The organism is Nitrospirota bacterium, assembly GCA_016219645.1.
Lineage (GTDB): Bacteria > Nitrospirota > Nitrospiria > Nitrospirales > Nitrospiraceae > Palsa-1315.
Map to the genome: position 1 here is coordinate 1 of JACRLR010000021.1, position 22,896 is coordinate 22,896.

A 22,896-nucleotide genomic window follows, 5' to 3' on the forward strand; every position below is an offset into this window, starting at 1 on the left:
CCGGTACGATGTGATTCCGGGGCCGAAGGTCTTTGAGACCCAGATTCACGGGAAACGGTTTGAGATGTACAACGATACGGTGCTGGGGTTCAATAAGTCGGGCAAGGAAGTGGCGCGGATTCAGGTGGAGGAGCCGATTTATATTCGGCCCGCCGAGCGCGTCAACTGGCTCTAAACCTCAGCGAGACCGTGGCTTCACAGGGGGCGGAGTTCCTTCTGAGCTCCGCCCCTTCCGTATAACCCAAAACCTCCTATACCTTCACTAGTCTTTCGGCTCAGGCTCTGCTATCCTATCTCTTCTGCACACTTGACGCGCGCTAGGGGGTTCAGTAGAGTTGTTCAAGTATCAGCCTACTCTTCCATCACAAGCTGGGGTATCACCGGCGTGACCTCTCCCCAACCACCACCGATCCCGTTCGCCGCGCAAGCCATACCCTTCGATGAGTTTCTGGCTTCAGGGAAACTCCCCGAAGGCTACCTTTCCAGCGAGTATATCGCGCAGCAATTCGTCGAACGCCTCGTACACTATGTCCTCAGCGTTCCAGCCAGCAGTTATACCATGGCTCAATTGGGTCAGCTCCTGGAACAGATCAACCCCCGAGCGCAGGTGCTTTTCTTTAAACGTCTTAAAGAAACGAGCCCCGAGAGCCTCAAGGATTTCGCTCCGCTCTATTATGGCTTCATGAACGAGTTTCATTCTCTCCTATTCACCTAGCCCAACATTTTTTCCTTGTCGTCGGGGCATTCTCATGTATAATCCATTGGTGACCAATTTGTCTAAAGGAGCGACATGAATCCAACTTTACAACGAGCAGTGACGAGCTTCTATAATCTCATTTACGAAGCCCAAACCTTTGCGACCACGATGTCACGGATTGACACCGCTGAGCAGGAACATTACGCGGGGCGGATCGAAGGGTTAAATTGGGTGCTTGATCGCTGCCAGGAGCTCGAAGACATGGATGCGAACTTGACCCCTTCTTCCCTCCAGCGGGTTCTCACGGAAGTCAAATCCGATCTCGATCACGAATTGTCGGTCCAACGACGAGAGAAGGGCCGTCGTGCAGACGGTCGAGAGGAGGCTCTCAATTTTGTCGCGGATTACTTGTCTAGCCTGATCACAGCTACGGACATTGAGTCAGCCAAGACGCCGGCGGTGTAACCCTCTCGTCTTGAGCAGGGCTTCCCGTACAATGTAGCCGTCGATCCTCTTGACGCATGGCTGAACCTTACCATATATAGGAGAGTCGGTCGAATCTGGACAGTGGCGGTCACTGCTGTATCTACGTAAAAGTCTTTTATGTCAGGCCTCCCGCGTAAACCACCCGGTCTATTCTCCAGAGCTGCTCGACGGCCAAGACCAGATCCCTCAGAGACGCCGGATCAATTCAGATCGTTGAACGCCTCGCTGCTCTATTGTCCAACCTGCCGAGTGGCGACTCCAACGAGGCAGCGATTGCTGCTCGTACTCCCGACCGGGAATCTCTATGAATATCTCTGCCAGCAATGTGGGACATCGACAGGTTCCAAGACCGACAACCAATAGGCAATGTCGCTCGCTGTGGTACTGTCCTAGCGACGATTGACGCAACTTAGAGCTTCGACCTCGAGCCCTAGATCACCCCTTCCAAGGGGATTCCTTCTTCGATGAGCATGACAGGAATGTCTTCTCGAATAGGATACAGAATCTTCCGGTCGCTTCTGATCAAACCTCCATCCAGAGGCTCGGTGACCGGCTTATTCGCCTTATTTTTCAATTGCCCAAGGCTCACGGCCTCGTTCAACTTGGCAATCAGCGAACTATCCGCCAGGCTTACATCCTGTTTCGTATCGGGGCAACAGAGTATGGCGAGAAGATCCTTGTCGATATTGACCGGGCGCCTTTCTTCCGTTCGTTCCGCCATAACATCCCCCTTCTGTGAATCTATCGGGCTGAACAGGTATACAATAAATTACCGAACTCACAGAGATCAAGTCTTACGAACAGACCCCCTTTCGATCGGCGGTTTCTGCTACAGTACACACCTTGCCGCATCGGCTTGATAGGAGGAAGTGGGTAGAGATGTCAAAGACCTTATGGAAGTACTCCTTGGCCGGATTATTAGTCCTTCTGCCGGCCTGGGCGACGTTCTTGATCTTTTCCACCCTATTTCACGCGCTCAACGATTTGATTCACGACCTTCCGTGGGACATCGGAGCTCAGCAGGGTCCAGGAGTCAGCTTCGTCTTGTTTCTGCTCATTGTCGTAATTGTCGGCGCCATCGCAACCCATGTAATCGGACAACGTGTAATCTCAGGGACAGAACGATGGATCGAGCATGTTCCGCTGGTGCGTAGTGTCTACAGCACCCTCAAGGGGATGACCGATCTCCTGAATTTCCGTTCTCGATTCGGGCGCAGCACCGTGGTGGCCTTTCCCTTTCCTCGAGACGGTCTCTGGGCGATCGGATTTGTGATGGGAGCTGCGCCGCCGTCCCTCCAAGTCGCACCACCAGCGCGCTTGCTCATGGTCTTTGTGCCGACAGCCATCCATCCGTTTACCGGTTTCCTGGCACTTGTTCCTCAGCCACAGGTACGCCCGATCAACCTGCCCCCGGAGGAAGCCATTAAGATGGAGTGCACCGCTGGTCTGTACAAGCCAGAATCCGGATGGTTGCAACCCCCAAAGTCACCGGCCTAAACTTCATGCCAGCCCTCGATCAACTCAACGTTCGACTTGCCAAGCCAGAAGATGCGGCGACGATCGAGTCTTTCAGTGCAGCCATGGCTCTTGAAACAGAAGGCCGCTGCCTTGATCTTGACCGCCTGCATCTTGGGACCACCGCCCTGATCGAGAATCCCGCCCAGGGATTTTTCATCGTCGCAGAACAGGGGCAGGGCGACAACCGACAACTCCTTGGGCAGCTGATGGTCACATATGAATGGAGCGATTGGCGGAATGGAGCATTTTGGTGGATCCAAAGCGTCTACGTAGCTCCAGCTTGGCGCTGTCAGGGGGTCTTTCGCCGGATGCACGAAAGCGTGTTAGCCGCTGCCAGGACAAGGCCTAACGTCTGCGGGGTCCGTCTGTACGTCGAAAGGCGCAATAACACTGCGCAGGAAGTGTACCGAAAAGTGGGACTCACCCCGTCATCCTACGCCATGTTTGAAACAGATTTTGTTCTCTCATCTCTAAAGGGTTTAGAGGATCGTCCAAACGAAGCTTAGCAAAAGGAGGACTCGTGTTACTTCTCAGACCGCTGGCCGGTATCATCGTCATCCTGGTACTGGCTCTGACTCAAGGTTGTATCGTGACCAGAGGAACGGTCGGCGAGCCGCTTCAAGACGACGCCATATCAGCCATCAAGAAAGGCACGACGACCATGGAAGAAGTCGTTTCAATGATCGGTGCCCCGGATCGGATTGTCCGAGGCAACGATCGTGAGATCTTTCACTACTATTACTATGACGGGAAATCGCCGGCGATGATCCTTTTAATACTGAATTTCATCCGCATGGATGTCAAGAGCGATAACCTCTATGTATTTTTCAACAGAAACGGGATAGCCGAAGAAGTCGTCTACGGCAAACGCACTGGCCGCACAGAATTCAAACTGTGGCCCTTTGGTGATTAACGTGGCGGCACGTTTCGACTTGATCAAATTGATCGTTGGCACTCTCTGCATCTTCCTTCTTTGCGCGGGATGTACCGTCCGCCGAGCAAAGCTTAACGACGTCATAACCTCGGAACAGGTCAATTTTGTTCGTGTCGGGCAGACAACGATACGCGAATTGGCCGATCACATCGGAGCCCCGGATGAGGTGACTGAATCCGATTTCGGGTTCGTGGCGCTCTATTATTGGAGTGATACCAAATCCGCGTCTGTTGACTTCGGCGCCATCACTCGCCTGTTCTTGCCCTATTCCCCGATTTCACCGAGGATGGCTTTGAGCAAGACCGGAGTGAAGCCTGAACAATTCCAGGTGGTGTTCGATCCTCAGTGGACCGTGCGCGCCTACGGATTCTCCCGACGAGCTAAGGATGAGCCGGTCATCTGGTTCTGGCCATTCTAAAATGCGGTGTCCTATCCAGAATTGCCGGGCCTCTCTAATCTCTTTATAATCGCCGCATGAATCCTCCATCTGATCCGGATGCCATCAATCCTGCCGCTGAATCCTCCTCCTACATTCCTGCCGATCGCGACACAGAGTTTCTCCAGCGGGACGAACTCCGCCCCCTCCGCATCGGGATCGAACTGTTGAAGCCGGAGTTGATTCAGTGTGAACAGGGGATCCGATCGACCATCGTCGTCTTCGGGAGTTCGCGGCTACAAGAACCAGCCGCCGCGAAGCATGCCCTTCATATGGCCGAAGTGGAGGCCCTTCAAAACCCAGACGATCCAACGAATCGGCAAAGGGTGACGATTTCGCAGCGACAACTTGCCCTCTCAAAATATTATGACGTGGCGCGTGAATTCGGCAGTCTGGTGTCGTCAACCTGCCAAGTCGATGGCCGCTGCGACTACGTCATTGTGACCGGCGGAGGGCCCGGTATTATGGAGGCCGCCAATCGAGGGGCGGCGGACGTGAATGCAAAATCTATCGGCCTCAATATCACCCTCCCTCACGAACAGCACCCCAACGCGTATATTACACCGGAGTTGAGTTTTCAGTTTCGCTATTTTGCCATTAGGAAAATGCACTTTTTAATCCGTGCCAAGGCGTTGGTTGCCTTTCCCGGAGGATTCGGTACGCTCGATGAGCTGTTCGAGACGCTGACACTTCTCCAAACAGGCAAGACCGAAAATGTGATGGTCGTACTGATCGGACGGGATTTTTGGGAGCGCCTGATTAACTGGCAATGGCTCGTCGAGAACGGGCTCATCGCCCAGCAGGATCTTCAACTGTTTCACTATGCTGAGACGGCCCAGGAAACCTGGGATCTGATCGCGCGCCGCAACGGAGTATCCTCATCGTGAAACTCTCCTTCCACGGAGCGGCGCGATCGGTGACGGGAAGCCGCCATATGGTGGAAGTGCCGGGCTTCAAACTCCTGCTGGACTGCGGACTTTTTCAAGGACGACGAGAAGATGCTGTCCGGCAAAACCGAGACCTCGGATTTGATCCCAAATCACTGGGAGCCGTCCTGCTCTCTCACGCCCATATCGATCATTCCGGCGCCCTGCCTGTCCTGCCTCGCCACGGGTTCTCCGGCAAGGTCTATCTCACCCGCGCATCCGCGGATTTGACCAGCATCATGCTCGAAGACTCGGCCCGGGTTCAGGAAAACGACTGCCGGTACGTGAATAAGCAGGAAACGCGACGTGGAAGAGCCTGTGTCCGCCCGTTTTACGACAGCGACGATGTGAGGACAATCATCCGTCGTTTCGAAGGCGTCAGGTATGCCGACAATCTGAAGCTTGCCCCTCGGATCACCGCCTCATTTCAGGATGCCGGCCATATCTTGGGATCGGCGGCCATTCGAATGAAATACACGGCCCGAGGTAATACCACCACTGTCGTATTTAGCGGAGACCTCGGCCGCTTTAACATGCCTATTCTTCGCGATCCTGAACCGGCACCACCCTGCGACGTGCTGATCCTCGAATCGACCTATGGAGATCGGCTTCATGAACAGGCCGGCGAAGAGATGAAGAAGAAGGCGCAAGACCTCCTTGCCCATGCAAAGCTCCATAAGAGCAAGATCATCGTCCCGGCCTTCGCCGTGGGGCGGACCCAAGAACTTATCATGCGGATCAAGGAGCTTGTCGGGGAAGGCCGCGTCGATCCCATTCCCATCTATATAGATTCGCCCCTGGCCGGAAGGGCCACCGAAGTGTTTCGTCGCCACCCGGAATGCTACGACGAAGAAACCACCAAGACATTCGCTTCATCCAACGACCTCTTCGCTTCCCGCTATATCCGTTTTGTCTCGTCGTCGGAAGACAGCAAGCGCCTCAACAGCATAAAGGGGCCCTGTGTCATCATTTCCGCTTCGGGGATGTGTGAGGGCGGCCGTGTTGTCCACCATCTCAAGCACGCCATTCAAGATGAAGCGAACGTCATTGTCTTCGTGGGATTTCAAGCTGAGCATACCCTTGGACGCAAACTTGTCGAAGGGTGGGATGTCGTCCCGATCTTCGGCGTGCCTACACCACGCCGGGCGAAGATCGTCAAGTTCAATGGGCTCTCAGCCCATGCGGATCGCAACGATCTCCTGGCCTATGTGCGAGCCATCGACCCACTACCGGGCAAGATCTTCCTCGTGCACGGTGAAGAGAAGCAGGCTCTCTCGCTGGCCGCTGCGATCCGAGCGGAACATCCCGGCATCGACGTGACAGTCCCTCATTATGGATCCCTGCATGAAGTCTGAACGTGTGACGGCGACCGCCCTCATGTTGGCAGTGCTGTGCTTCGCTCTTGTGTGTGGTTTCTCGGCCAATGCAGGGGATGGTCAAGAACCGAGGCAGCGTGCTCGTGATCTGGGCATTGTGATTGGTTCCTATCCTGCCGGCCCTCTGAACGCCCTTACCGATGTCGCGGGCGTGAAAGTCGGGCAGATAACCCTCATCTCCGGTGAGGGCGCATTGAAACCGGGCCAAGGGCCGGTGCGAACGGGGGTGACCGTCATCATCCCGCGTGACGATGTGTGGCACAAGAAAGTCCCAGCAGGAGCCTTCGTGTTGAATGGTACGGGAGAGATGACTGGGCTGGCCTGGGTTGCAGAATCCGGCTTTCTGGAATACCCGATTGCGCTTACGAATACGCTCAATGTGCCGCGCGTGGCGAACGGTGTCATGAGCTGGATGATCAAACAGTATCCGGAGATCGGCATCGATGACGATACGCTGACTCCGGTGGTTGCCGAATGCGACGACGGCCGGCTGAGCGATATTCAAGGCCGTCACGTGTCTGAGCAGGATGTTATGGCTGCGCTCGATCATGCGGTGGGTGGCCCAGTGAAGGAAGGTACAGTCGGAGCAGGGACTGGGATGGTCTCCTATGGGTTTAAAGGTGGCATCGGAACTGCCTCGCGGCGGTTGTCAGAGAAAGATGGGGGCTATACCGTCGGGGTTCTGGTGAATGCCAACCATGGCCGGAGACCGGAACTCGTCGTCGGAGGTATGCCGGTTGGGAAACTCTATGAGGCATCTCAACCGGTGGCAGAAGTCCTCCGGCCGGGCCAGAGCGAAGGATCCATCGTGGTGGTGATCGCGACGGATGCGCCGCTCGATGGACGTCAGCTCACACGATTGGCGAAGCGTGCCGCCTTAGGCCTTGCACGTACCGGTTCAACAGCGCGCCATGGCAGCGGAGACTTCATGCTCGCGTTTTCCACAGCGAATATCATTCCCCACTATCCCAAGGAGCCGACGTTTCAGCAGGCGCATCTTGCCGATACGCACTTGAATCCAATGATCGCGGCGACAGTCGAAGCCACGGAAGAAGCTATTCTCAATGCGCTGACCATGGCGACGACAGTCGTGGGCCGCGACGGTCATCGTGCCGAGGCGATCTCACTCGCGAAACTCCGCGCGATTCTTGATCAGCGCACACGATAACGTGTAGAGAGTCAGCCGCCAGTGAAATAGAGTATTCCCCGACTTGCATTTTCCTCTCGTGCCTCGCTATTCTCTCGCGACTCTTTTGCATCTGGAGGATGACTATGAGCGGGTATCAACTCGGTGGCGGCTTGAGTCTCATAACTGTGTTGGGGAAAACCCATGCCTTTGCCGAGTTCTTGGAATCGCGCATGGTTCATGCCCTGGAGACGGAAGATCCTGCAGAGCTGCATTATCTCCTGGCGCAACTCGACGACTACCACTCCTATATGTGGCGATACTATAAGAAGCTGGCGAAGGATCGCCCAGAACGAATGGATCCAGGAGTTTAAGGTATCAACGACCAACGGGGCCATAGGTTCATACCGTGACGAAGCAATCCACAAGCATGACTTCTCCGGCCACGCTTCAATTTGCAACCGCGCTCTCTCGCATGACCGATACGAGAGCTGCATCCAGCGAGCTCGCGGACTCCATACGGATGCAGATCGGTACAGCCCCTATCGATCTGGCCTTCCTCTTCTTCTCCCCCCACCATGCCTCCAACATCTCAGAAATTTCGACCATGCTCCAGAGAGAGCTGAGGGCGAAGGTCTGTCTGGGTTGTTCCGGGGAAGGTGTCATCGCCGGCTCTGAAGAGATTGAAACCGCTGCAGCCCTTACCCTCTGGGTCGCGTGCCTTCCCGATGTCACCCTGACTCCCCTTCAGCTCTCCGTGTCTCATCTGCAAGACCAGATTCGTCTGCAGGGATGGCCGGAGCCGGGGCTTGAAGATTCGACCTTTCTCCTCCTCGGTGATCCCTTTTCAACACCGATGCAGGAAGTCCTATCCCTCATAACCGACCGGTACCCCCGGTGCACAGTCGGCGGGGGGCTCGCCGGTGGAGGACAGGATGCGGGGGAGAATCGACTGCTCCTCAATGATCAGAGCTTCGACGGAGGCGTGGTTGGCGTGCAACTCACAGGACCGATCACGGTCCGAACCGTCACCTCGCAAGGCTGTCGCCCGATCGGCGAACGGTTTGTGGTCACCAGGGCAGAGCAGAACCTCATTTATGAGCTCGGCGGCGTTGCGGCCTTGACCAAACTACAAGATGTCTTTGAATCGCTGGAAGGGTCCCACCGCCGCAATGCGCACAGGGCATTGCATCTGGGCATTGCGATCGAGGAGCAGGGAAGCCATTTCGAGAGGGGCGACTTCCTTGTTCGGAATCTCATCGGAGCGGATCAACAGACCGGAGCCGTCGCGATCGGGGACGTTGTGCAGGAGGGCCAAACCGTCCAGTTCCACCTCCGTGACGCACAGTCTGCAAGCGATGACTTGCACCTCCTCCTGGCGACGGATCGAGCGACGCACAGACATCCCCCTCTCGGGGCCCTTCTGTTCAGTTGTTGCGGGCGCGGTGAGGGGCTCTTCGGTCGACCCCATCACGATAGTGGAGCCGTGCAAGAGCGGCTCGGCCCCATCCCCGCGGCAGGATTCTTTGCCCAAGGCGAGATCGGCCCTGTCGGAGGGCGGAACTTCCTGCATGGCTACACGGCGAGTGTGGTCATTTTCTCGGAGCCTGACCCTCGCAAGGCACATCGGTGAGAGCAGCCCGTGCATAGAGTTTTCGAAAGGAGTCATCATGCCATTTCAAGAAGCAGGTGCGAAGGGAAATGAAGTTACGACAGCGTCGGGGTTGCAGTATATCGATCTCGTGATTGGAACAGGCGCGACTGCCGAGGCGGGACAGACCGTCACCGTGCATTACACCGGCTGGCTAGAAAATGGGAAGAAGTTCGACAGTTCCGTCGACCGAGGGCAACCTTTTTCCTTTCCTCTGGGAGCTGGACGAGTCATCAAGGGATGGGACGAGGGTGTCAAGGGCATGAAAGTGGGAGGGAAGAGAAAACTGACCATTCCTTCCAAGCTTGGTTATGGCGCGCAGGGAGCCGGTGGTGTCATTCCCCCGCATGCGACGTTGATTTTTGACGTTGAACTGCTTGGTCTGTGAACCCTGTGATGCACCAGACCCCGCTGATCACGCACCATCAAGCTTGTGGCGCCAAACTCGTCGACTTTGCCGGATGGGAGATGCCCATCCAATACAGCGGTGTCGTGGATGAATACCATACAGTCCGTTCCCATGCCGGGCTCTTCGATGTGAGCCATATGGGGCGGGTACGGATCGCCGGACCCGGTGCTGTCTCCTTTCTCCAACGAGTCACCACCAACGATGTCGGAAAACTCGCCGTCTCTCAAGCCCAGTATTCCATGGTCTGTAACGAGAAGGGCGGCATCAAAGACGACATCTTCCTCTATCGGCTCTCAGCGGACGAGTTTCTCTTGTGCGTGAATGCCTCGAATCGCGAGAAGATCCTGTTATGGCTGCAATCACAGCTTGCCCAGGACAAGACGGTTCGCCTCGAAGATCGGTCGGTCGAATTGTCCCAGGTGGCTGTTCAAGGCCCAAGTTCTCGCCAAGTGCTGATCAGCCTTGGTGCGACGGCGCTCGAAGGGCTGAAGCTCCATCACACATGTGATGGCACGATCGGCGGCCTGTCTTGCTTGCTGGCCCGAACCGGCTACACCGGAGAACTCGGCTATGAAATTTATATCGACTCGAACAAGGTCGGTCGCCTCTGGGACCTGCTCATCGACAGGGGGAAGGTTTGGGGAGTTAAACCAGCCGGGCTCGGCGCGAGGGATCTTCTCCGGTTGGAAATGGGCTATCTGCTCTATGGCAACGATATGGATGAAGCTACGACCCCGTTTGAAGCCAATGCGGACTGGACCGTCAGTGTTCAGAAAGGTGAGTTCATCGGTAGGCAAGCGCTTCTGGCGCAGAAACAGTCCGGAGTGCCTCGCCGTTTCGTAGCCTTCGAGCTCGTTGAGAAGGCCGTGCCTCGCCACGGATTTAGAATCCTCGATCCTACGGCTTTCCATCCGATCGGCGAGGTCACGAGCGGCAACCTCTCGCCGCTCCTCCAGAAGGGTATCGGGTTGGGCTATGTGCCGCTGCGCTATGCAGAGCCCGGCACATCGATCCTGATCGAGATCCGTGGCAAGAGCCTTCCGGCATTCATTGTGAAGCCGCCGTTCTATAAGCGCAAAAAATCGTGAGGCGTGAAGCGTCAGGCGTAAGACGAGTGGGGAGAAGGTTGTATTTATTGACACCCCTGACGCCTAACGCCTAACCCCTTACGAAATGAAATGACCAAACACATCTACACGGGCATCGTCGTGAACTTGAACGTCGACACCGTCACGCTGCCCAACGGCCACACGGTCGACTTGGAAGTCGTGCGCCATCCGGGAGCTTCCGCGGTGGTGCCGCTGAAGGAGGATGGCAGGGTCATCTTGATCAGGCAATTCCGCCACGCGGCCGGAGGGTTCATCTATGAAATTCCTGCGGGAAAGCTTCACCCGGGGGAAGATCCCACTGTCTGCGCGGCACGCGAACTGGAAGAAGAAGTCGGATATCGAGCCGGCAGGTTCGATCTCCTCTCCAGCATCTTTACGGCACCGGGCTTCACTGACGAGGTGATTCACATCTACAAGGCGACAGAACTGACGTCCGGTCGACAACAGCTCGATCGCGATGAGGTCCTCGAAGTAATCGAGCTGCCTCTACAGGAAGCGATCAGGATGATCGAGACTGGAGCGATCAGAGATGCGAAGTCGATCGTGGGATTACAAGCGGTGTATCTGAGCCTTAGCCGTCGATAGGAGAAAAGCCAGAGGGGGCTCCCACTCTAGGTAGGAGCCCCCTCAAGCTTACAGCCTCGCCAAAGAAAAGGGATTACTTGCCCTTCTCTTCCTTCTTCTTCTCTTCGCCGAAGGTGTCAACGTACTTGCCACCCTTCTCATCCTTCTTCTTCTCGTCGCCGTAGGTCTCGACGTACTTGCCGCCCTTCTCGTCCTTCTTCTTCTCCTCACCGGCGAAGGCTGGAGCGCTGAACGTCACTGCCACTGCGACTGCCATGATCGCCATCAAAATGCTCTTCATAATAGATCTCTCCTTGTTTAGGGTTTGGAAGATTGTACCGACCATCTGTACTAAGACCTGTAACCCAAGCAAGCATTATGCCGATTAGTTGAGATTGCAAATATGTAAATCTATCAACGTATTACATATGTTCACCGCCTGCCTATGGATGGCTTGGCCTTCGTTTTTCTGTGGCAGAATGGTTGAGCCCATACTAAACCGCCCCAGTACAATACCTCTCTGTTTCTGTTTCAGTCCCCTTCAGGAATTCGACTGTCCTTTCTGGAACAAGTCCGGAAATCGTGCTATCTTCCCTGCCTGGCAGAGGGCTAGTGCGTATCCGTCTCGGGGCCCATCGGTTGTCGTACGCGAGGTGAACGACGTCGGCGGATCGTGGCAACATCCTGTTAGACCAGGGGAATTGAAATCCATGCTACTCGAAGGCAAAAAGGGACTGATCATTGGTGTCGCCAACAAGCACAGCATTGCTTGGGCTATCGCACAATCGGCGGCAGGTCAGGGCGCTCAGCTCTTGTTCAATTACCAGAACGAACGGCTCAGGGAGAATGTCGAAGAGCTGGTCGCCACCTTGCCTGGCGCGAAGGCTTTTCCCTGCGACGTGGGAGACGACTCGCAAATCTCCGCATTAGTGCGGAGCGTAGAACAGGAAACCGGCAGGATCGACTTTCTTATTCACTCCATCGCATTCGCCCCACGTGAAGAACTCACGGGGCAGTTCGTGAATACCACGCGGCAAGGGTTTGCCACAGCACTCGACGTGAGCGCCTATTCCCTCGTGGCTGTGACCAGAGCCATGATGCCGTTGATGGCTGAGGGCGGTTCGGTCGTTACCTTGACCTACCTCGGTGCTGAACGGGTCGTGCCCCATTACAATGTCATGGGGGTAGCCAAAGCCGCGCTCGAAGCCACCGTTCGCTATCTGGCGCATGACCTCGGCCCCAAGAACATCCGGGTGAATGCGATCTCCGCCGGTCCCATCAAGACTCTCGCTGCCCGCGGAGTTTCCGGAATCAGCAAGATGGTGGATCACCACCGGGAATTTGCGCCTCTCCGCCGTGCAACGGAACAAGGCGAAGTCGGCGACACGGCGTTGTTCTTGATCAGTCCGCTAGGACGTGGAATTACCGGGGAAGTGATCTACGTCGATGGCGGGTATCATATCTTAGGCTCACTCGCATCAGCGGACTGACGTGAAGCGTATCTCGTGAAGCGTGAAGCGCAGGCGTTGTCCTGCGAGAGACGAGATACGAGCGACGCTTCAGGCGCGATGGTTACTCAAGTGTTCGCCTGAGGATTTTCAGTTTCCCGCGCTTGGTCTTGCTCTCCAACCGCCGTTGCTTCGATCCCTTCGTCGGCTTCGTCGCCTTTCGCTTCTTGCGTGGGATGGCTATGCGTTGAATGAGCTCACGCAGTCGAGTGAGCGCATCCTCTCGATTCTGCTCCTGGCTCCGATACTGCTGGGCTTTGATGGTGATCACCCCTTCTTCTGAAATGCGGTTATCCTTCAATTTCAGCAGCTCTTCCTTGTAAAACTGTGGCAACGACGAGGCGGCAATGTCGAACTGCAAATGAATCGCAGACGAGACTTTGTTCACATTCTGCCCGCCTGCACCCTGAGAGCGCATCGCATGGATGTCGATTTCAGAATCGGGGATGGCGACGTGGGGTGAGATGTATAACATATGAACATTCTTTCACACCATGCTCTTGGCGACAAGCGAGCCGGTTATGGCATCCCCAACATTGATGGAAGAAAGAAAGTCCGCTGTGGTTTTGTGAGGAGGAAACGTAGCCCTCTGGGGATTGTCAGGAAAGTTCCGGCAGGCGATTGATAATTCTCAACCGTATCTCATCTCCGACCTGCATCTGCACCATCTTGGTGGTCAGGCTCTCACGAACCCGATGGGCGTCCTCTAACTTGAATTGAACCTGCCCCCCGCTTTTTTCTACCAGATGATAGAGCAGCAACGTCGTCAAATGCCTTAAATCCTCGTCAGTGGTGTTCTCACTTAAATTCAGGATTTTCGACATGGGAAGGGCCTCATGCAACAATAATCAGACTCCTTTATCACCGAATCCCCTCTTGTTCCGCAATGCCCCAAAGGAAGGGTGGGAACTGCCTCTACAGAGAGAGATCTCCTCGCCTGACACATCGGATCAGGATCAATTCACTATTATTACAATGGTTTATGGGTTAGAGCTCCTTGTGGGCTGCAGAACCACAGGTGTGGAGACAAGCACAATCGGGAAAAACGACTTCTGGAGCCTAGGAGCATTTTTTATCGGGGGCTCTTTCCACCATTCGATCGTGGAAGTATTCCAGGGAAGGCACCACCACAAGAGAAGCAAAGGGCCTCGGAATTGATTTGAGGAGAGGGGTTTGCCTGAGTTAGGACTTCGAGTCTTGATATTCCTCGTGCCAAGCCATCTGAATCGCTTCCAGGATTTTTTCATTCGATTTTTTCGGATCGTCCTTGAAGTCAGGGAGTGCCACGATCCAGGCATGCATATCGGTAAATCGAACGGTTAAGGGGTCCGTTTCCGGATGTTCTTCGACTAAACGGATTGCGACATCTTCTGCATTCTGCCACTTCAGATCCATATCCACTCCTCATGCTCCCGTCGTAAGTTGACCACGGCATCGGTACGGGATCGTCGCTATGTGACCTCTGAAACCTTTTTCCCCTGCAACCCTTTCGTGAGCGAATCGTTCAAGAGTGCAACGGTCAGAGGCTTTGCGGCCTGTTCGAGATCCGCCATCCGTGCACGGATGGCGCGAGGATCCGTGCCGTCTTTGGCCGTGGACAACGCTGCCAGTGCGGCACGAGTGGCGGCAATGTTGTCCGATGCGATGAGATGGCCTCCCTCCAGGAGGGATTTCTCCGTCGTCGTGATCAATGCACCGGCGTCCAGCCGCGCTTCAATTAACTTGCGGGCGGAAATATCATCCGAGGCAAACTTGAATGAATCTTCGATCATTTGCTCTACTTCACCGTCCGACAAACCGTAGGAGGGCTTGACCTCGATAGACTGGCTTTGTCCCGTCCGCATGTCCTTCGCCAGGACGTTGAGGATGCCGTTTGCATCGATCAAGAACGTGACTTCGATACGTGGCACACCGGCGGGCAAAGGTGGCACCTTGAGCCTGAATCGCGCCAGGCTCCGATTGTCTTTCGCTAGCTCGCGCTCGCCTTGTAGAATGTGAATGTCCACACCGGTCTGGCCGTCTACATAGGTCGTGAACATCTCTTTGGCGCCAGCTGGAATGGTCGTATTTCGTCGGATGACGCTGCTCATCACCCCGCCCATGGTTTCGATACCGAGTGATAAAGGGGTGACGTCCAGTAACAGCATGTCGGTAGTGCCGCCGCTCAAGATATCGGCCTGTACCGCTGCGCCGAGGGCGACGACTTCGTCAGGATTGAGCTCGCAGTGCGGTGTTTTCCCGAATAATTCTTGAACACGTTGCCGCACGAGCGGCATGCGTGTGGACCCGCCGACAAGCACTACTTCATCGATGTGCGCGGGAGTGAGTTCTGCATCCTTGAGCGCTTTGCGGCAAGGAGCCAGGGTGCGTTCGATCAGGGCCATCGTCAAGGATTCGACCTGATCTCTCGTCAGCTCTCTGCTAAATCTTCCTTTGCCGTCTGGCAGGTCGAGAGTTGCCGTCGTTTTCAGTTCATCGGACAGTCGAATCTTTGCCCGCTCGGCTTCCAAACGGACGGCCTGCATATGATCGGGGTAGGCCCGGAGATCGAGGCCATGTCGTTCTAGAATTTCTTTGATGAACAGATCGGCGATCAGCTGGTCGAAGTCGTCCCCGCCCAGATGCGTGTCGCCGTTCGTAGCCAAGACTTCGAAAATCCCGTCCTTAAGTTTCAGAATCGAAATGTCGAAGGTCCCGCCGCCAAGGTCGTACACGGCAATCGTGCCCTGAGTTTTTTGCTGAAGCCCATAGGCCAAGGAGGCTGCGGTCGGTTCATTGATAATTCGTAACACCTCGAGCCCGGCAATCATGCCCGCATCCTTCGTCGCTTGCCGTTGGCTATCGTTGAAATAGGCAGGGACTGTGATGACAGCCTTGGTAATACTTTCCCCGAGATGCGCCTCGGCCCGTTGCTTCAGTTCCTTCAGGATCATGGCCGAGATCTGCGGCGGCGAATAGGTTTTCTCACCGAGCTTGATCCGGATGACTCCGCCCTGTTCCGTCATGTGGTAGGGAAAATAGGCCAGCTCGCCCTGTACGTCCTCAAGACTCTTTCCCATAAATCGCTTCACGGAGTAGACGGTCCGTTCCGGGCTACGGGTCAAGTGTTCTTTCGCCGGATCGCCGACGATCAGCCCGTTGTCGGTCATGGCCACGACGGATGGCACCATAGTGCGCTCGTTCCGCCCTGCGATCACGCGCGGGGTTCCCTTGTCCATGTAGGCAACCAACGAATTGGTCGTGCCGAGATCGATGCCGACGATGCCTGCCATGGCGGTGATTATCCGATGGTTGAGACGAGATCGCTCACGATGTTCTTGACGTAGGTACGGTTGGATAGATTTTCGCGCATCTGTTTCAGTATCCGGTCGCGCTCGGTCCTCGCCTGGCTGGTCGCCTCGCCGCGATCTTGGAGTGCGTCCCACTCGACAAAGAGCTGCTGGAGGGCGGCCTCCATGTCACGTTGCCGCTGTTCAAGCATGTCCCGTTCCAATTTGAGCTTCGCGCAGAGCGTCGACTCTCTTTCTGACGCTCGGTCAGCGGCTCGATACTCATTCAATGTATCTTGGAGTTCAAGAATTTCTTCAAAGAGGTCGGCGGGAGGAGAATTCCTGATCTGTTTCACCGATCCTGCTTCAAGATCGAGAAGATACTCAGCCCGTTCGATCGGGTCACGGAGCGTTCGGTACGCGGTATTCAACAGGGCTGAATTGCCCAGGCTGATGGTCTGTTCGGCAGCGCTCTTGTTCTGATAAAAATCAGGATGAAACGCGCGGCTCAGTTCGTAGAATCTGGCTTCTAGCTGGGGTTGATCGATCGTGAGGCGGCGCGGGATGCCCAGGCAGGTAAAATAATCGAGTTCCTTCGACACCGGCTGGACCTTGACGCAACGATCACAGAAATATTCACCGGACATTTCAGATTGGCAGTGCCAGCACATGCTGCGAGCCATCTGTAGCTCACGAGGGCTTTCACTGTGGGTGTGCTGATGATCCATTCCGTTACCTCTTCTGACGAGACGGGCACGGCAGCCTGCCATGCCCGTGGACGGTTGCGATGCTCTGCTGGCAATTCTGGGAGCCTGTCCGACATTGCCCCTTCTACTACGGCAAACGATCTGCAACCATCTGCGTCGTTCTCGGCCTGAAAAAATCCTCAACGTATCCCAGTGAATACGCCTCCGGTTTTTCCAGCCCTGCGGTCTCGCATCTAGTCGCACCTCCTTTGCCTCGTCACGAAGGGCAATGTCGGACAGGCTCCTATGCCGAGAAGGACTCCCCGCAGCCGCAGGTCTTTTCCGCGTTCGGATTCACGAATTTGAAGTTCCCGCCCATCAGGTCTTTTTGGAAGTCTAACTGCGTGCCTTGAAGATAGATAGCGCTCTTGGCATCGACAATGACTTTCACTCCGTCAAAGTCATGGACTTGGTCATGCTGGCCGATCTTTTCATCGAAGGTGATCGTATAGCTGAGCCCTGAGCAACCGCCGCCCTTGACGCCGAGGCGGAGCCCCCCTTCAGTGATACCCTGCACGTTGATGAGGCGTTTCACCTCCTTCAGCGCCGCCTCGCTGAGGGTGATCACAGGAGCCTGGGTTTCTGCGTTCGTTGTGTCCATCGGTGCGCTCCCTTCGTTGACGTTACTTCGCCCCGGTGAGTTCTCCGTCGGACTTTTTCTGGTAATCCGCGAGGGCGGCCTTGATGGCATCCTCGGCCAGCACGGAGCAATGGATTTTTACGGGCGGCAGATTCAACTCCTGCACGATGTCGGTGTTCTTGATCTGCTGGGCTTCCTCGATCGTTTTGCCCTTCAACCACTCAGTGGCAAGGCTCGAACTGGCGATCGCCGATCCGCAGCCGAAGGTTTTGAACTTTGCATCGACGATCGTATCGTTCTGCACCTTGATCTGGAGCTTCATGACGTCGCCGCACTCCGGGGCTCCGACCATGCCGGTTCCGACACCCTCCTCGTCCTTCTTGAAGCTCCCCATGTTACGTGGGTTATTGAAATGATCGACGACTTTATCACTGTAAGCCATGGTTACCTCCGAAATTTATAATTTACAATTGCAAATTTTCAATTGCCGCTAGTGCGCGGCCCACCGGACTGATTTCAGATCGACGCCTTCTTTTGCCATCTCGTACAGCGGGGACATCTCGCGAAGCTTGGTCACGACCTCAATAACCTTCTTGATCGTATAGTCAATCTCCTCGTCCGTATTGAAACGGCCAAGACCGAAGCGGATCGAGGAATGTGCCAACTCCGTCCCGACACCTAACGCACGGAGCACGTATGAAGGTTCCAAGGTGGACGAGGTACAGGCAGAACCGGACGAGAGGGCGATATCCTTCATACCCATCAGCAAGGATTCACCTTCCACATAGGCAAAGGAGATATTGAGGTTGCCGGGGAGCCGGTTGGTCGGATGGCCGTTCAGATAGCTTTCTTCGAGTGCCGCCATGATACTGGCCTCCAGCCGATTGCGCATCGCAGTCAACCGGGCAGCCTCCTTGGCCATCTCCTGCTCGCAAATTTCACAGGCCTTACCGAATCCCACGATTAAGGGCACCGGAAGCGTCCCGGAACGCATGCCGCGCTCATGCCCGCCGCCGTCCATTTGCGCGACGATGCGAACTCGAGGATTTTTCTTTCTCACGTAGAGCGCCCCGACCCCCTTGGGCCCATACATCTTGTGGGCGGCGAACGACATCAGATCGATGCCCATATCCTGGACATCGACCGGGATCTTGCCGACACCCTGCGTCGCATCGCAGTGAAAAAGGATGCCCTTTTCCTTGGCAATTTTACCGATCTCCTTGACGGGATTGATCGTGCCGATTTCGTTGTTTGCCAGCATGACGGAAATGAGGATGGTCTTCTCTGTAATGGCTTTCCGCACATCCTCGGGATTCACCATCCCGAATTTATCGACGGGGAGATAGGTCGCTGATGCTTTCCCTCTGCCCTCTAACGATTTGACTGTATCGAGCACTGCCCGGTGTTCGGTGGACGATGTAATAATGTGGTCGCCCTTCTCCTTGTACATGTCCAGCACGCCCTTGATCGCGAGATTATCCGATTCGGTGGCGCCGCTCGTAAAGACGATCTCTTTTGGATCGGCCTTGATCAGTTTCGCGATCTGTTTCCGTGCGTTTTCGACGGCCTCCTCTGCAGCCCACCCGAAAGCATGGTTACGGCTGGCCGCGTTCCCGAACTTCTCGGAGAAGTAAGGGAGCATGGTTTCCAATACGCGCGGATCTACCGGTGTCGTGGAATGGTTGTCCAAAAAAATCGGCAGTTTCATCATTCAACTCCTTGTGCCGTGGGAGACTGGATTGTAATGAGGGGTGTGCCACCCATCATGTCTTGCAGGGTCATACTATTGAGTAATTGAGCGATACTGTCCTGGACCTTCAAGAGCGGTGTGCGGATATGGCAATTTTCCCGCTGCATACAGAGTTCCCCATCCTTCTCATGAGAACAATCGGTGATACCCAAGGGGCCCTCGATGCTTTCGAGAATCTGGGCGATTGTAATCTGGTGTGCACGTCGGGCCAGCACGTAGCCGCCCTTGGGACCATTATGACTTTCAATCAGTCCGTTCTTGGCGAGGGTTTGGAGCACTTTGGCCAGCAGTTCGAGGGGGATGTTGTACTCCTCCGCGATCTCCTTCGTATTCACGACACGTCCAGGCATCACGTCGCCGAACTGAACAGTCGCGATGTGCTGAAGTGCCATGAGTGCGTAGTCTGCTTTTTTCGAAATCTTTAACATTGCTATTGCCGATCATAACAGTCGGAGACTATAATGATCTCCGATCAATAAGGTCGGACTAAGAATAGCATGCACATTTCTAAGCTGTCAACAGCAAGACCTCAGTAGGCTGAGAAAGGACCAGATACATGGGCGGAACCAATCCTTATATTGAAAAAGCTGATTATGAGCTTCCTCGGACAGCCTATACGGTCACCTTTATTGCCCCCGACGGCATAGTCACGAAGGTCGAAGTCGACCCGGCAAAAATCCCCTATGGCCCGACGGGGCTCCCTGGGAGCCTTCTGGATGTGGCGATGGGAAATGGAGTAGCCTTAGAACATGTCTGCGGCGGGGTTTGCGCCTGTTCAACCTGCCACGTCATCGTGAAGCAGGGCCTTGAGAGTTGTAACGAGGGGACGGATGATGAATTCGATCAGTTGGAAGAAGCGCCGATGACGACGCTGCAATCACGGCTCGGTTGCCAATGTGTGCCAAACGGGACCAAGGATATTCTTGTCGAGATTCCGGCGGTCAATAAGAACCTCGTTAAGGAAGGCCATTGACTTTCTTCAGTCATACGTTTCGACCTTCACTTCTTTTCGGTCGTACCCAGTCTGGACGAAATAGGCGCGCAACGGACGCACAAAAGCCTTCGTCCCGCACAGCATGGGAATCACTTTCGGCGCGTCTTCGATCAAGGGGCGGAGCATCGACAGTGTGAGATCGACCCCTTGCTGTTCACCGCCGGCAGCGACCAGAGGCAAATACCGGAGCCCGGGATTGGTCACAGCCAGCGTGAGTAATTCCTGATGAAACAGGAATTCGTCTTCTGCAGGGGCCACAGCAATCAACAAGACGGACCCGGTCTGTCGCTGGGAATAGAGTTGTTTCAATATGCAGCGTATAGGAACGAGACCGGTGTAACGTGCAATGAGCAAGAGCTCCCGGTCGAGCGGCTCTGGAACGGTGAAATTTCCATAGGGCCCGGAGAGTGGTACCCTGTCACCGGGTTTGAGTTGATAGAGAAAGCCGGAGCCCAGCCCTCCGACCACGCGATCAAACACCAGGGTCAGTTCGCCGGTAGTCGTACCGGGGGCTGCCATGGAATAGGCGCGATTGAGGGGAGGCTTCGCGCCGACAGGCAGCTTCAAAGACACCCACTGACCAGGCTGGAAGGCGATGTTCTGTGTCTGAGGAAGCACAACAAGCTGACGGACGTGGGGTGTGAGATCGGTGACCGACAGGACCGTGGCCTGCTGAGTGAATTCTGCCATGACGATCTCCCGATAGATCTCTTATCAGAAGGGCGGTGCGGAAGGAAGGTCAGGGATTCTGTACAACACTTTTTGCTGCATGCTATAGATACCGGCCATTTCTACGATTATACAGGAACAGAGTCATGAGTCAGGTCAGAGTCAGATTCGCGCCAAGCCCAACCGGCTTTCTCCACATCGGCGGTGTCCGCACCGCGCTGTTCAACTGGCTCTTCGCCCGCCAGCAGAAGGGCGTGTTCATCCTCCGCATCGAAGATACTGATCAGGGTCGTTCCACCGATGAATCGATCCAAGCCATTATCGAAGGAATGACATGGGTTGGACTCGATTGGGACGAGGGGCCTTTCCGTCAAACCGAGCGTATAGACCTCTATCGCAGCCATGCGATGAAGCTTTTGGAACAAGGTGACGCGTACTGGTGCGTATGCAAAGCGGAAGAGCTCGAGGCGCGGCGTAAGGAGGCCGAGGCCAAGGGGCTGTCGCCCAAATACGACGGCCGCTGTCGTGATCGTGGCCTGACGAATCCGACCGGCGATGCGGCGCTGCGCTTCAAGTCTCCACAAGATGGAGAGACCATAGTCGACGATCTGATCAAGGGCAAGATCCAGTTCGATAATCGCGTTCAGGACGACCTGATCATTCTCCGGTCGAACGGCTACCCGACGTACAACTTTTCAGTCGTGGTTGATGATGGGCTGATGAACATTACCCACGTGGTGCGGGGAGACGATCACCTGACCAACACGCCGAGGCAGATTCCGATCTTCGGTGCGCTTGGGTTTTCAGTTCCTCAGTTCGGGCACCTGCCGATGATCTTGGGCTCGGACAAGGCCAGACTTTCTAAACGTCACGGGGCGACCTCGATCATGGCATACAAAGACATGGGCTACCTCTCCGATGCGATAGTGAACTATCTGGCCCGGCTTGGGTGGTCGTACGGCGACCAGGAACTCTTCACCCGTCAAGAGCTGATCGAAAAGTTTTCTTGGAAAAGCGTGCAGACATCGGCAGCGGTATTCAATCCTGACAAACTCTTGTGGTTGAATGCCGAATACATCAAAACAAGCCCTCCACGCCAAGTGGCTCAGGCGCTCGTTCCTCTGTTAGAAAATGCAGGCCTGAAAGCCGAGGTCTCCGCTGTCTCGCAAAACTGGCTCGCACAGCTGGTTGTGTTGGTCAAGGAACGGGCGAAGACGCTGGTCGAGATGGTCGAGTGGGTGAAGCCGTATTTCGGCGAAGCGGTCATGTTCGAGGAGGAAGCTGCCAAGAAATTCTTGACGCCGGCGATAGCTCCGATGCTAGGCAAATTGTTGAAGCGGTTCGAGACCATTCCGTCTTTCTCCAAGCAGGAATGGGAGGAGGCCTTCAAGACGCTGGTTGAGGAGGAGGCAATCAAGATGGGACAGCTGGCCCAGCCGGTTCGCGTGGCGCTCACCGGTCGCACAGCCAGCCCTGGCCTGTTCGAAGTGATGGAGGTACTTGGAAGAGATAGAACATTGGCTCGGCTTCGAGCTGGGATTGAGCGCGCCTATTCCGGTCAGGCTTGACGGAGTGAGCGATCGTATATTAGGTTGAGCGTCGGTTGGGGGATCGTCTAGAGGTAGGACGTCAGTCTCTGGATCTGACTACCTAGGTTCGATTCCTAGTCCCCCAGCCAAATAATCTTTCCCGCCCGTACTCTCAGAACTATGCCTCTGTTTCGTACCGCGCTGGGGGATCGTCTAGCGGTAGGACGCCGGCCTTTGGAGCCGGCTACCTAGGTTCGATTCCTAGTCCCCCAGCCACTTTCTCACAATCCGCGATCTACAACCTACGCCACGTCTGCTTTTTGTCTCCCAACCCTTCGCACCTGGTAGTCCCCAGAGGGATGCCTTCGGGCTTCGCGCACAGACCTCCCGGAGCGATCCTTCCGGGCTTCGCCGGGTGGAAGCCTTCTGGAATTCCCGCAGCCACGGTCTTCGACCGTGTTGCTTTGGTCAGTTCCAGCTTTCCTTCCCAGCTCAGCCTCGGTGGATGCCTCGCTCCTCCGGCCATGTGCGCGAACCCCAAAGGCATCCCAGTAGATGAGCGTGATTTCTTGGAGGGAAAAGGATATCCTTCGGCGGCATTCATTCAAGTCATAAAGCT

At 55.4% G+C, this 22,896-nt stretch carries 30 protein-coding genes and 2 tRNA genes; 19 read left to right on the top strand and 13 right to left on the bottom strand.

What is annotated here, in order from left to right; all coding sequences use genetic code 11:
- Positions 1 to 175, top strand: a 175-nt coding sequence (locus HZB34_10265) for a nitrate oxidoreductase subunit beta (protein MBI5316345.1), incomplete at its 5' end; no start/stop codon positions are given.
- A 279-nt stretch (positions 176 to 454) separates the two neighbouring features.
- Here the strand turns inward: HZB34_10265 and HZB34_10270 are convergent.
- The gene (locus tag HZB34_10270; protein ID MBI5316346.1) at positions 455 to 697 is read right to left on the bottom strand and encodes a hypothetical protein; all 243 of its coding nucleotides are present in this window, start codon (positions 695 to 697) and stop codon (positions 455 to 457) included.
- A gap of 93 nt (positions 698 to 790) precedes the next feature.
- On the opposite strand from HZB34_10270, the gene HZB34_10275 reads away from it, so the two are divergent.
- Positions 791 to 1,162: a hypothetical protein gene (locus HZB34_10275; GenBank protein MBI5316347.1), complete on the top strand. Its 372-nt coding sequence runs from the start codon at positions 791 to 793 to the stop codon at positions 1,160 to 1,162.
- Between the two features lie 451 nt (positions 1,163 to 1,613).
- Here HZB34_10275 and HZB34_10280 read toward each other — a convergent pair whose 3' ends face one another.
- Positions 1,614 to 1,904, bottom strand: a complete 291-nt coding sequence (locus HZB34_10280) for a hypothetical protein (GenBank protein MBI5316348.1) — start codon at positions 1,902 to 1,904, stop codon at positions 1,614 to 1,616.
- Positions 1,905 to 2,062: 158 nt separating this feature from the next.
- Between HZB34_10280 and HZB34_10285 the strand changes: the two genes are divergently transcribed.
- From HZB34_10285 to HZB34_10340, 12 genes are all read left to right on the top strand, one after another.
- The gene (locus HZB34_10285; protein MBI5316349.1) at positions 2,063 to 2,680 is read left to right on the top strand and encodes a DUF502 domain-containing protein; all 618 of its coding nucleotides are present in this window, start codon (positions 2,063 to 2,065) and stop codon (positions 2,678 to 2,680) included.
- Between the two features lie 5 nt (positions 2,681 to 2,685).
- A complete protein-coding gene (locus HZB34_10290; protein MBI5316350.1) occupies positions 2,686 to 3,207 on the top strand; it encodes a GNAT family N-acetyltransferase in 522 nt (173 codons plus the stop codon).
- 14 nt (positions 3,208 to 3,221) lie between these two features.
- On the top strand, positions 3,222 to 3,614 hold the full coding sequence (gene bamE / locus HZB34_10295; GenBank protein ID MBI5316351.1) for an outer membrane protein assembly factor BamE: 393 nt from the start codon (positions 3,222 to 3,224) through the stop codon (positions 3,612 to 3,614).
- A gap of 1 nt (position 3,615) precedes the next feature.
- Positions 3,616 to 4,053 (top strand): hypothetical protein, encoded by a 438-nt coding sequence (locus HZB34_10300; protein MBI5316352.1) that lies wholly within the window; start codon positions 3,616 to 3,618, stop codon positions 4,051 to 4,053.
- 56 nt (positions 4,054 to 4,109) lie between these two features.
- Positions 4,110 to 4,958, top strand: a complete 849-nt coding sequence (locus HZB34_10305) for a TIGR00730 family Rossman fold protein (protein ID MBI5316353.1) — start codon at positions 4,110 to 4,112, stop codon at positions 4,956 to 4,958.
- Entirely contained in the window at positions 4,955 to 6,352 is a 1,398-nt protein-coding gene (locus HZB34_10310; GenBank protein ID MBI5316354.1) for an MBL fold metallo-hydrolase, read from the top strand. The genes HZB34_10305 and HZB34_10310 overlap by 4 nt, the downstream gene beginning before the upstream one ends.
- Positions 6,353 to 6,374: 22 nt before the next feature.
- Positions 6,375 to 7,541, top strand: coding sequence for a P1 family peptidase (locus HZB34_10315; protein ID MBI5316355.1), 1,167 nt, complete (start codon positions 6,375 to 6,377; stop codon positions 7,539 to 7,541).
- 104 nt (positions 7,542 to 7,645) lie between these two features.
- Entirely contained in the window at positions 7,646 to 7,873 is a 228-nt protein-coding gene (locus HZB34_10320; GenBank protein MBI5316356.1) for a hypothetical protein, read from the top strand.
- Positions 7,874 to 7,929: 56 nt separating this feature from the next.
- Complete coding sequence (locus HZB34_10325) at positions 7,930 to 9,132, top strand: FIST C-terminal domain-containing protein (GenBank protein MBI5316357.1); 1,203 nt, start codon at positions 7,930 to 7,932, stop codon at positions 9,130 to 9,132.
- 37 nt (positions 9,133 to 9,169) lie between these two features.
- The gene (locus tag HZB34_10330; protein MBI5316358.1) at positions 9,170 to 9,538 is read left to right on the top strand and encodes an FKBP-type peptidyl-prolyl cis-trans isomerase; all 369 of its coding nucleotides are present in this window, start codon (positions 9,170 to 9,172) and stop codon (positions 9,536 to 9,538) included.
- An 8-nt stretch (positions 9,539 to 9,546) separates the two neighbouring features.
- Positions 9,547 to 10,647, top strand: coding sequence for a glycine cleavage system aminomethyltransferase GcvT (gene gcvT / locus HZB34_10335; GenBank protein MBI5316359.1), 1,101 nt, complete (start codon positions 9,547 to 9,549; stop codon positions 10,645 to 10,647).
- A gap of 90 nt (positions 10,648 to 10,737) precedes the next feature.
- On the top strand, positions 10,738 to 11,253 hold the full coding sequence (locus HZB34_10340) for an NUDIX hydrolase (GenBank protein MBI5316360.1): 516 nt from the start codon (positions 10,738 to 10,740) through the stop codon (positions 11,251 to 11,253).
- A 73-nt stretch (positions 11,254 to 11,326) separates the two neighbouring features.
- Here the strand turns inward: HZB34_10340 and HZB34_10345 are convergent, their stop codons facing one another.
- On the bottom strand, positions 11,327 to 11,533 hold the full coding sequence (locus tag HZB34_10345; GenBank protein MBI5316361.1) for a hypothetical protein: 207 nt from the start codon (positions 11,531 to 11,533) through the stop codon (positions 11,327 to 11,329).
- Positions 11,534 to 11,942: 409 nt separating this feature from the next.
- Between HZB34_10345 and HZB34_10350 the strand changes: the two genes are divergently transcribed.
- Entirely contained in the window at positions 11,943 to 12,722 is a 780-nt protein-coding gene (locus tag HZB34_10350; protein MBI5316362.1) for an enoyl-ACP reductase, read from the top strand.
- A gap of 82 nt (positions 12,723 to 12,804) precedes the next feature.
- On the opposite strand, the gene arfB is transcribed toward HZB34_10350, so the two are convergent.
- The 9 genes from arfB to HZB34_10395 all read right to left on the bottom strand — a co-directional run bounded on the left by arfB (position 12,805) and on the right by HZB34_10395 (position 19,477).
- Entirely contained in the window at positions 12,805 to 13,215 is a 411-nt protein-coding gene (gene arfB / locus HZB34_10355; GenBank protein ID MBI5316363.1) for an aminoacyl-tRNA hydrolase, read from the bottom strand.
- 124 nt (positions 13,216 to 13,339) lie between these two features.
- A complete protein-coding gene (locus tag HZB34_10360) occupies positions 13,340 to 13,564 on the bottom strand; it encodes a hypothetical protein (GenBank protein ID MBI5316364.1) in 225 nt (74 codons plus the stop codon).
- A gap of 358 nt (positions 13,565 to 13,922) precedes the next feature.
- A complete protein-coding gene (gene iscX, locus HZB34_10365; protein ID MBI5316365.1) occupies positions 13,923 to 14,135 on the bottom strand; it encodes a Fe-S cluster assembly protein IscX in 213 nt (70 codons plus the stop codon).
- Between the two features lie 56 nt (positions 14,136 to 14,191).
- Positions 14,192 to 16,012 carry a molecular chaperone DnaK gene (gene dnaK / locus HZB34_10370; GenBank protein ID MBI5316366.1) on the bottom strand — a complete coding sequence of 607 codons (1,821 nt, stop codon included), beginning with the start codon at positions 16,010 to 16,012 and terminating at the stop codon, positions 14,192 to 14,194.
- An 8-nt stretch (positions 16,013 to 16,020) separates the two neighbouring features.
- Complete coding sequence (gene hscB, locus HZB34_10375) at positions 16,021 to 16,737, bottom strand: Fe-S protein assembly co-chaperone HscB (GenBank protein MBI5316367.1); 717 nt, start codon at positions 16,735 to 16,737, stop codon at positions 16,021 to 16,023.
- A 262-nt stretch (positions 16,738 to 16,999) separates the two neighbouring features.
- Positions 17,000 to 17,356, bottom strand: coding sequence for an iron-sulfur cluster assembly accessory protein (locus HZB34_10380; protein MBI5316368.1), 357 nt, complete (start codon positions 17,354 to 17,356; stop codon positions 17,000 to 17,002).
- Between the two features lie 22 nt (positions 17,357 to 17,378).
- Complete coding sequence (gene iscU / locus HZB34_10385) at positions 17,379 to 17,777, bottom strand: Fe-S cluster assembly scaffold IscU (protein ID MBI5316369.1); 399 nt, start codon at positions 17,775 to 17,777, stop codon at positions 17,379 to 17,381.
- A 48-nt stretch (positions 17,778 to 17,825) separates the two neighbouring features.
- Entirely contained in the window at positions 17,826 to 19,043 is a 1,218-nt protein-coding gene (locus HZB34_10390) for an IscS subfamily cysteine desulfurase (GenBank protein MBI5316370.1), read from the bottom strand.
- A complete protein-coding gene (locus HZB34_10395; protein MBI5316371.1) occupies positions 19,043 to 19,477 on the bottom strand; it encodes an Rrf2 family transcriptional regulator in 435 nt (144 codons plus the stop codon). The genes HZB34_10390 and HZB34_10395 overlap by 1 nt, the downstream gene beginning before the upstream one ends.
- Positions 19,478 to 19,641: 164 nt before the next feature.
- Here HZB34_10395 and HZB34_10400 point away from each other — a divergent pair, with 164 nt between their 5' ends.
- Positions 19,642 to 20,058: a 2Fe-2S iron-sulfur cluster binding domain-containing protein gene (locus tag HZB34_10400; protein MBI5316372.1), complete on the top strand. Its 417-nt coding sequence runs from the start codon at positions 19,642 to 19,644 to the stop codon at positions 20,056 to 20,058.
- Positions 20,059 to 20,064: 6 nt separating this feature from the next.
- Here the strand turns inward: HZB34_10400 and HZB34_10405 are convergent, their stop codons facing one another.
- The gene (locus tag HZB34_10405; GenBank protein MBI5316373.1) at positions 20,065 to 20,769 is read right to left on the bottom strand and encodes an FAD-dependent oxidoreductase; all 705 of its coding nucleotides are present in this window, start codon (positions 20,767 to 20,769) and stop codon (positions 20,065 to 20,067) included.
- A gap of 125 nt (positions 20,770 to 20,894) precedes the next feature.
- On the opposite strand from HZB34_10405, the gene gltX reads away from it, so the two are divergent.
- From gltX to HZB34_10420, 3 genes are all read left to right on the top strand, one after another.
- On the top strand, positions 20,895 to 22,316 hold the full coding sequence (gene gltX / locus HZB34_10410) for a glutamate--tRNA ligase (GenBank protein MBI5316374.1): 1,422 nt from the start codon (positions 20,895 to 20,897) through the stop codon (positions 22,314 to 22,316).
- 36 nt (positions 22,317 to 22,352) lie between these two features.
- A tRNA-Gln gene (locus HZB34_10415) sits at positions 22,353 to 22,426 on the top strand.
- A 53-nt stretch (positions 22,427 to 22,479) separates the two neighbouring features.
- Positions 22,480 to 22,553 (top strand) — tRNA-Gln (locus tag HZB34_10420).
- Positions 22,554 to 22,896 lie beyond the last annotated feature (343 nt).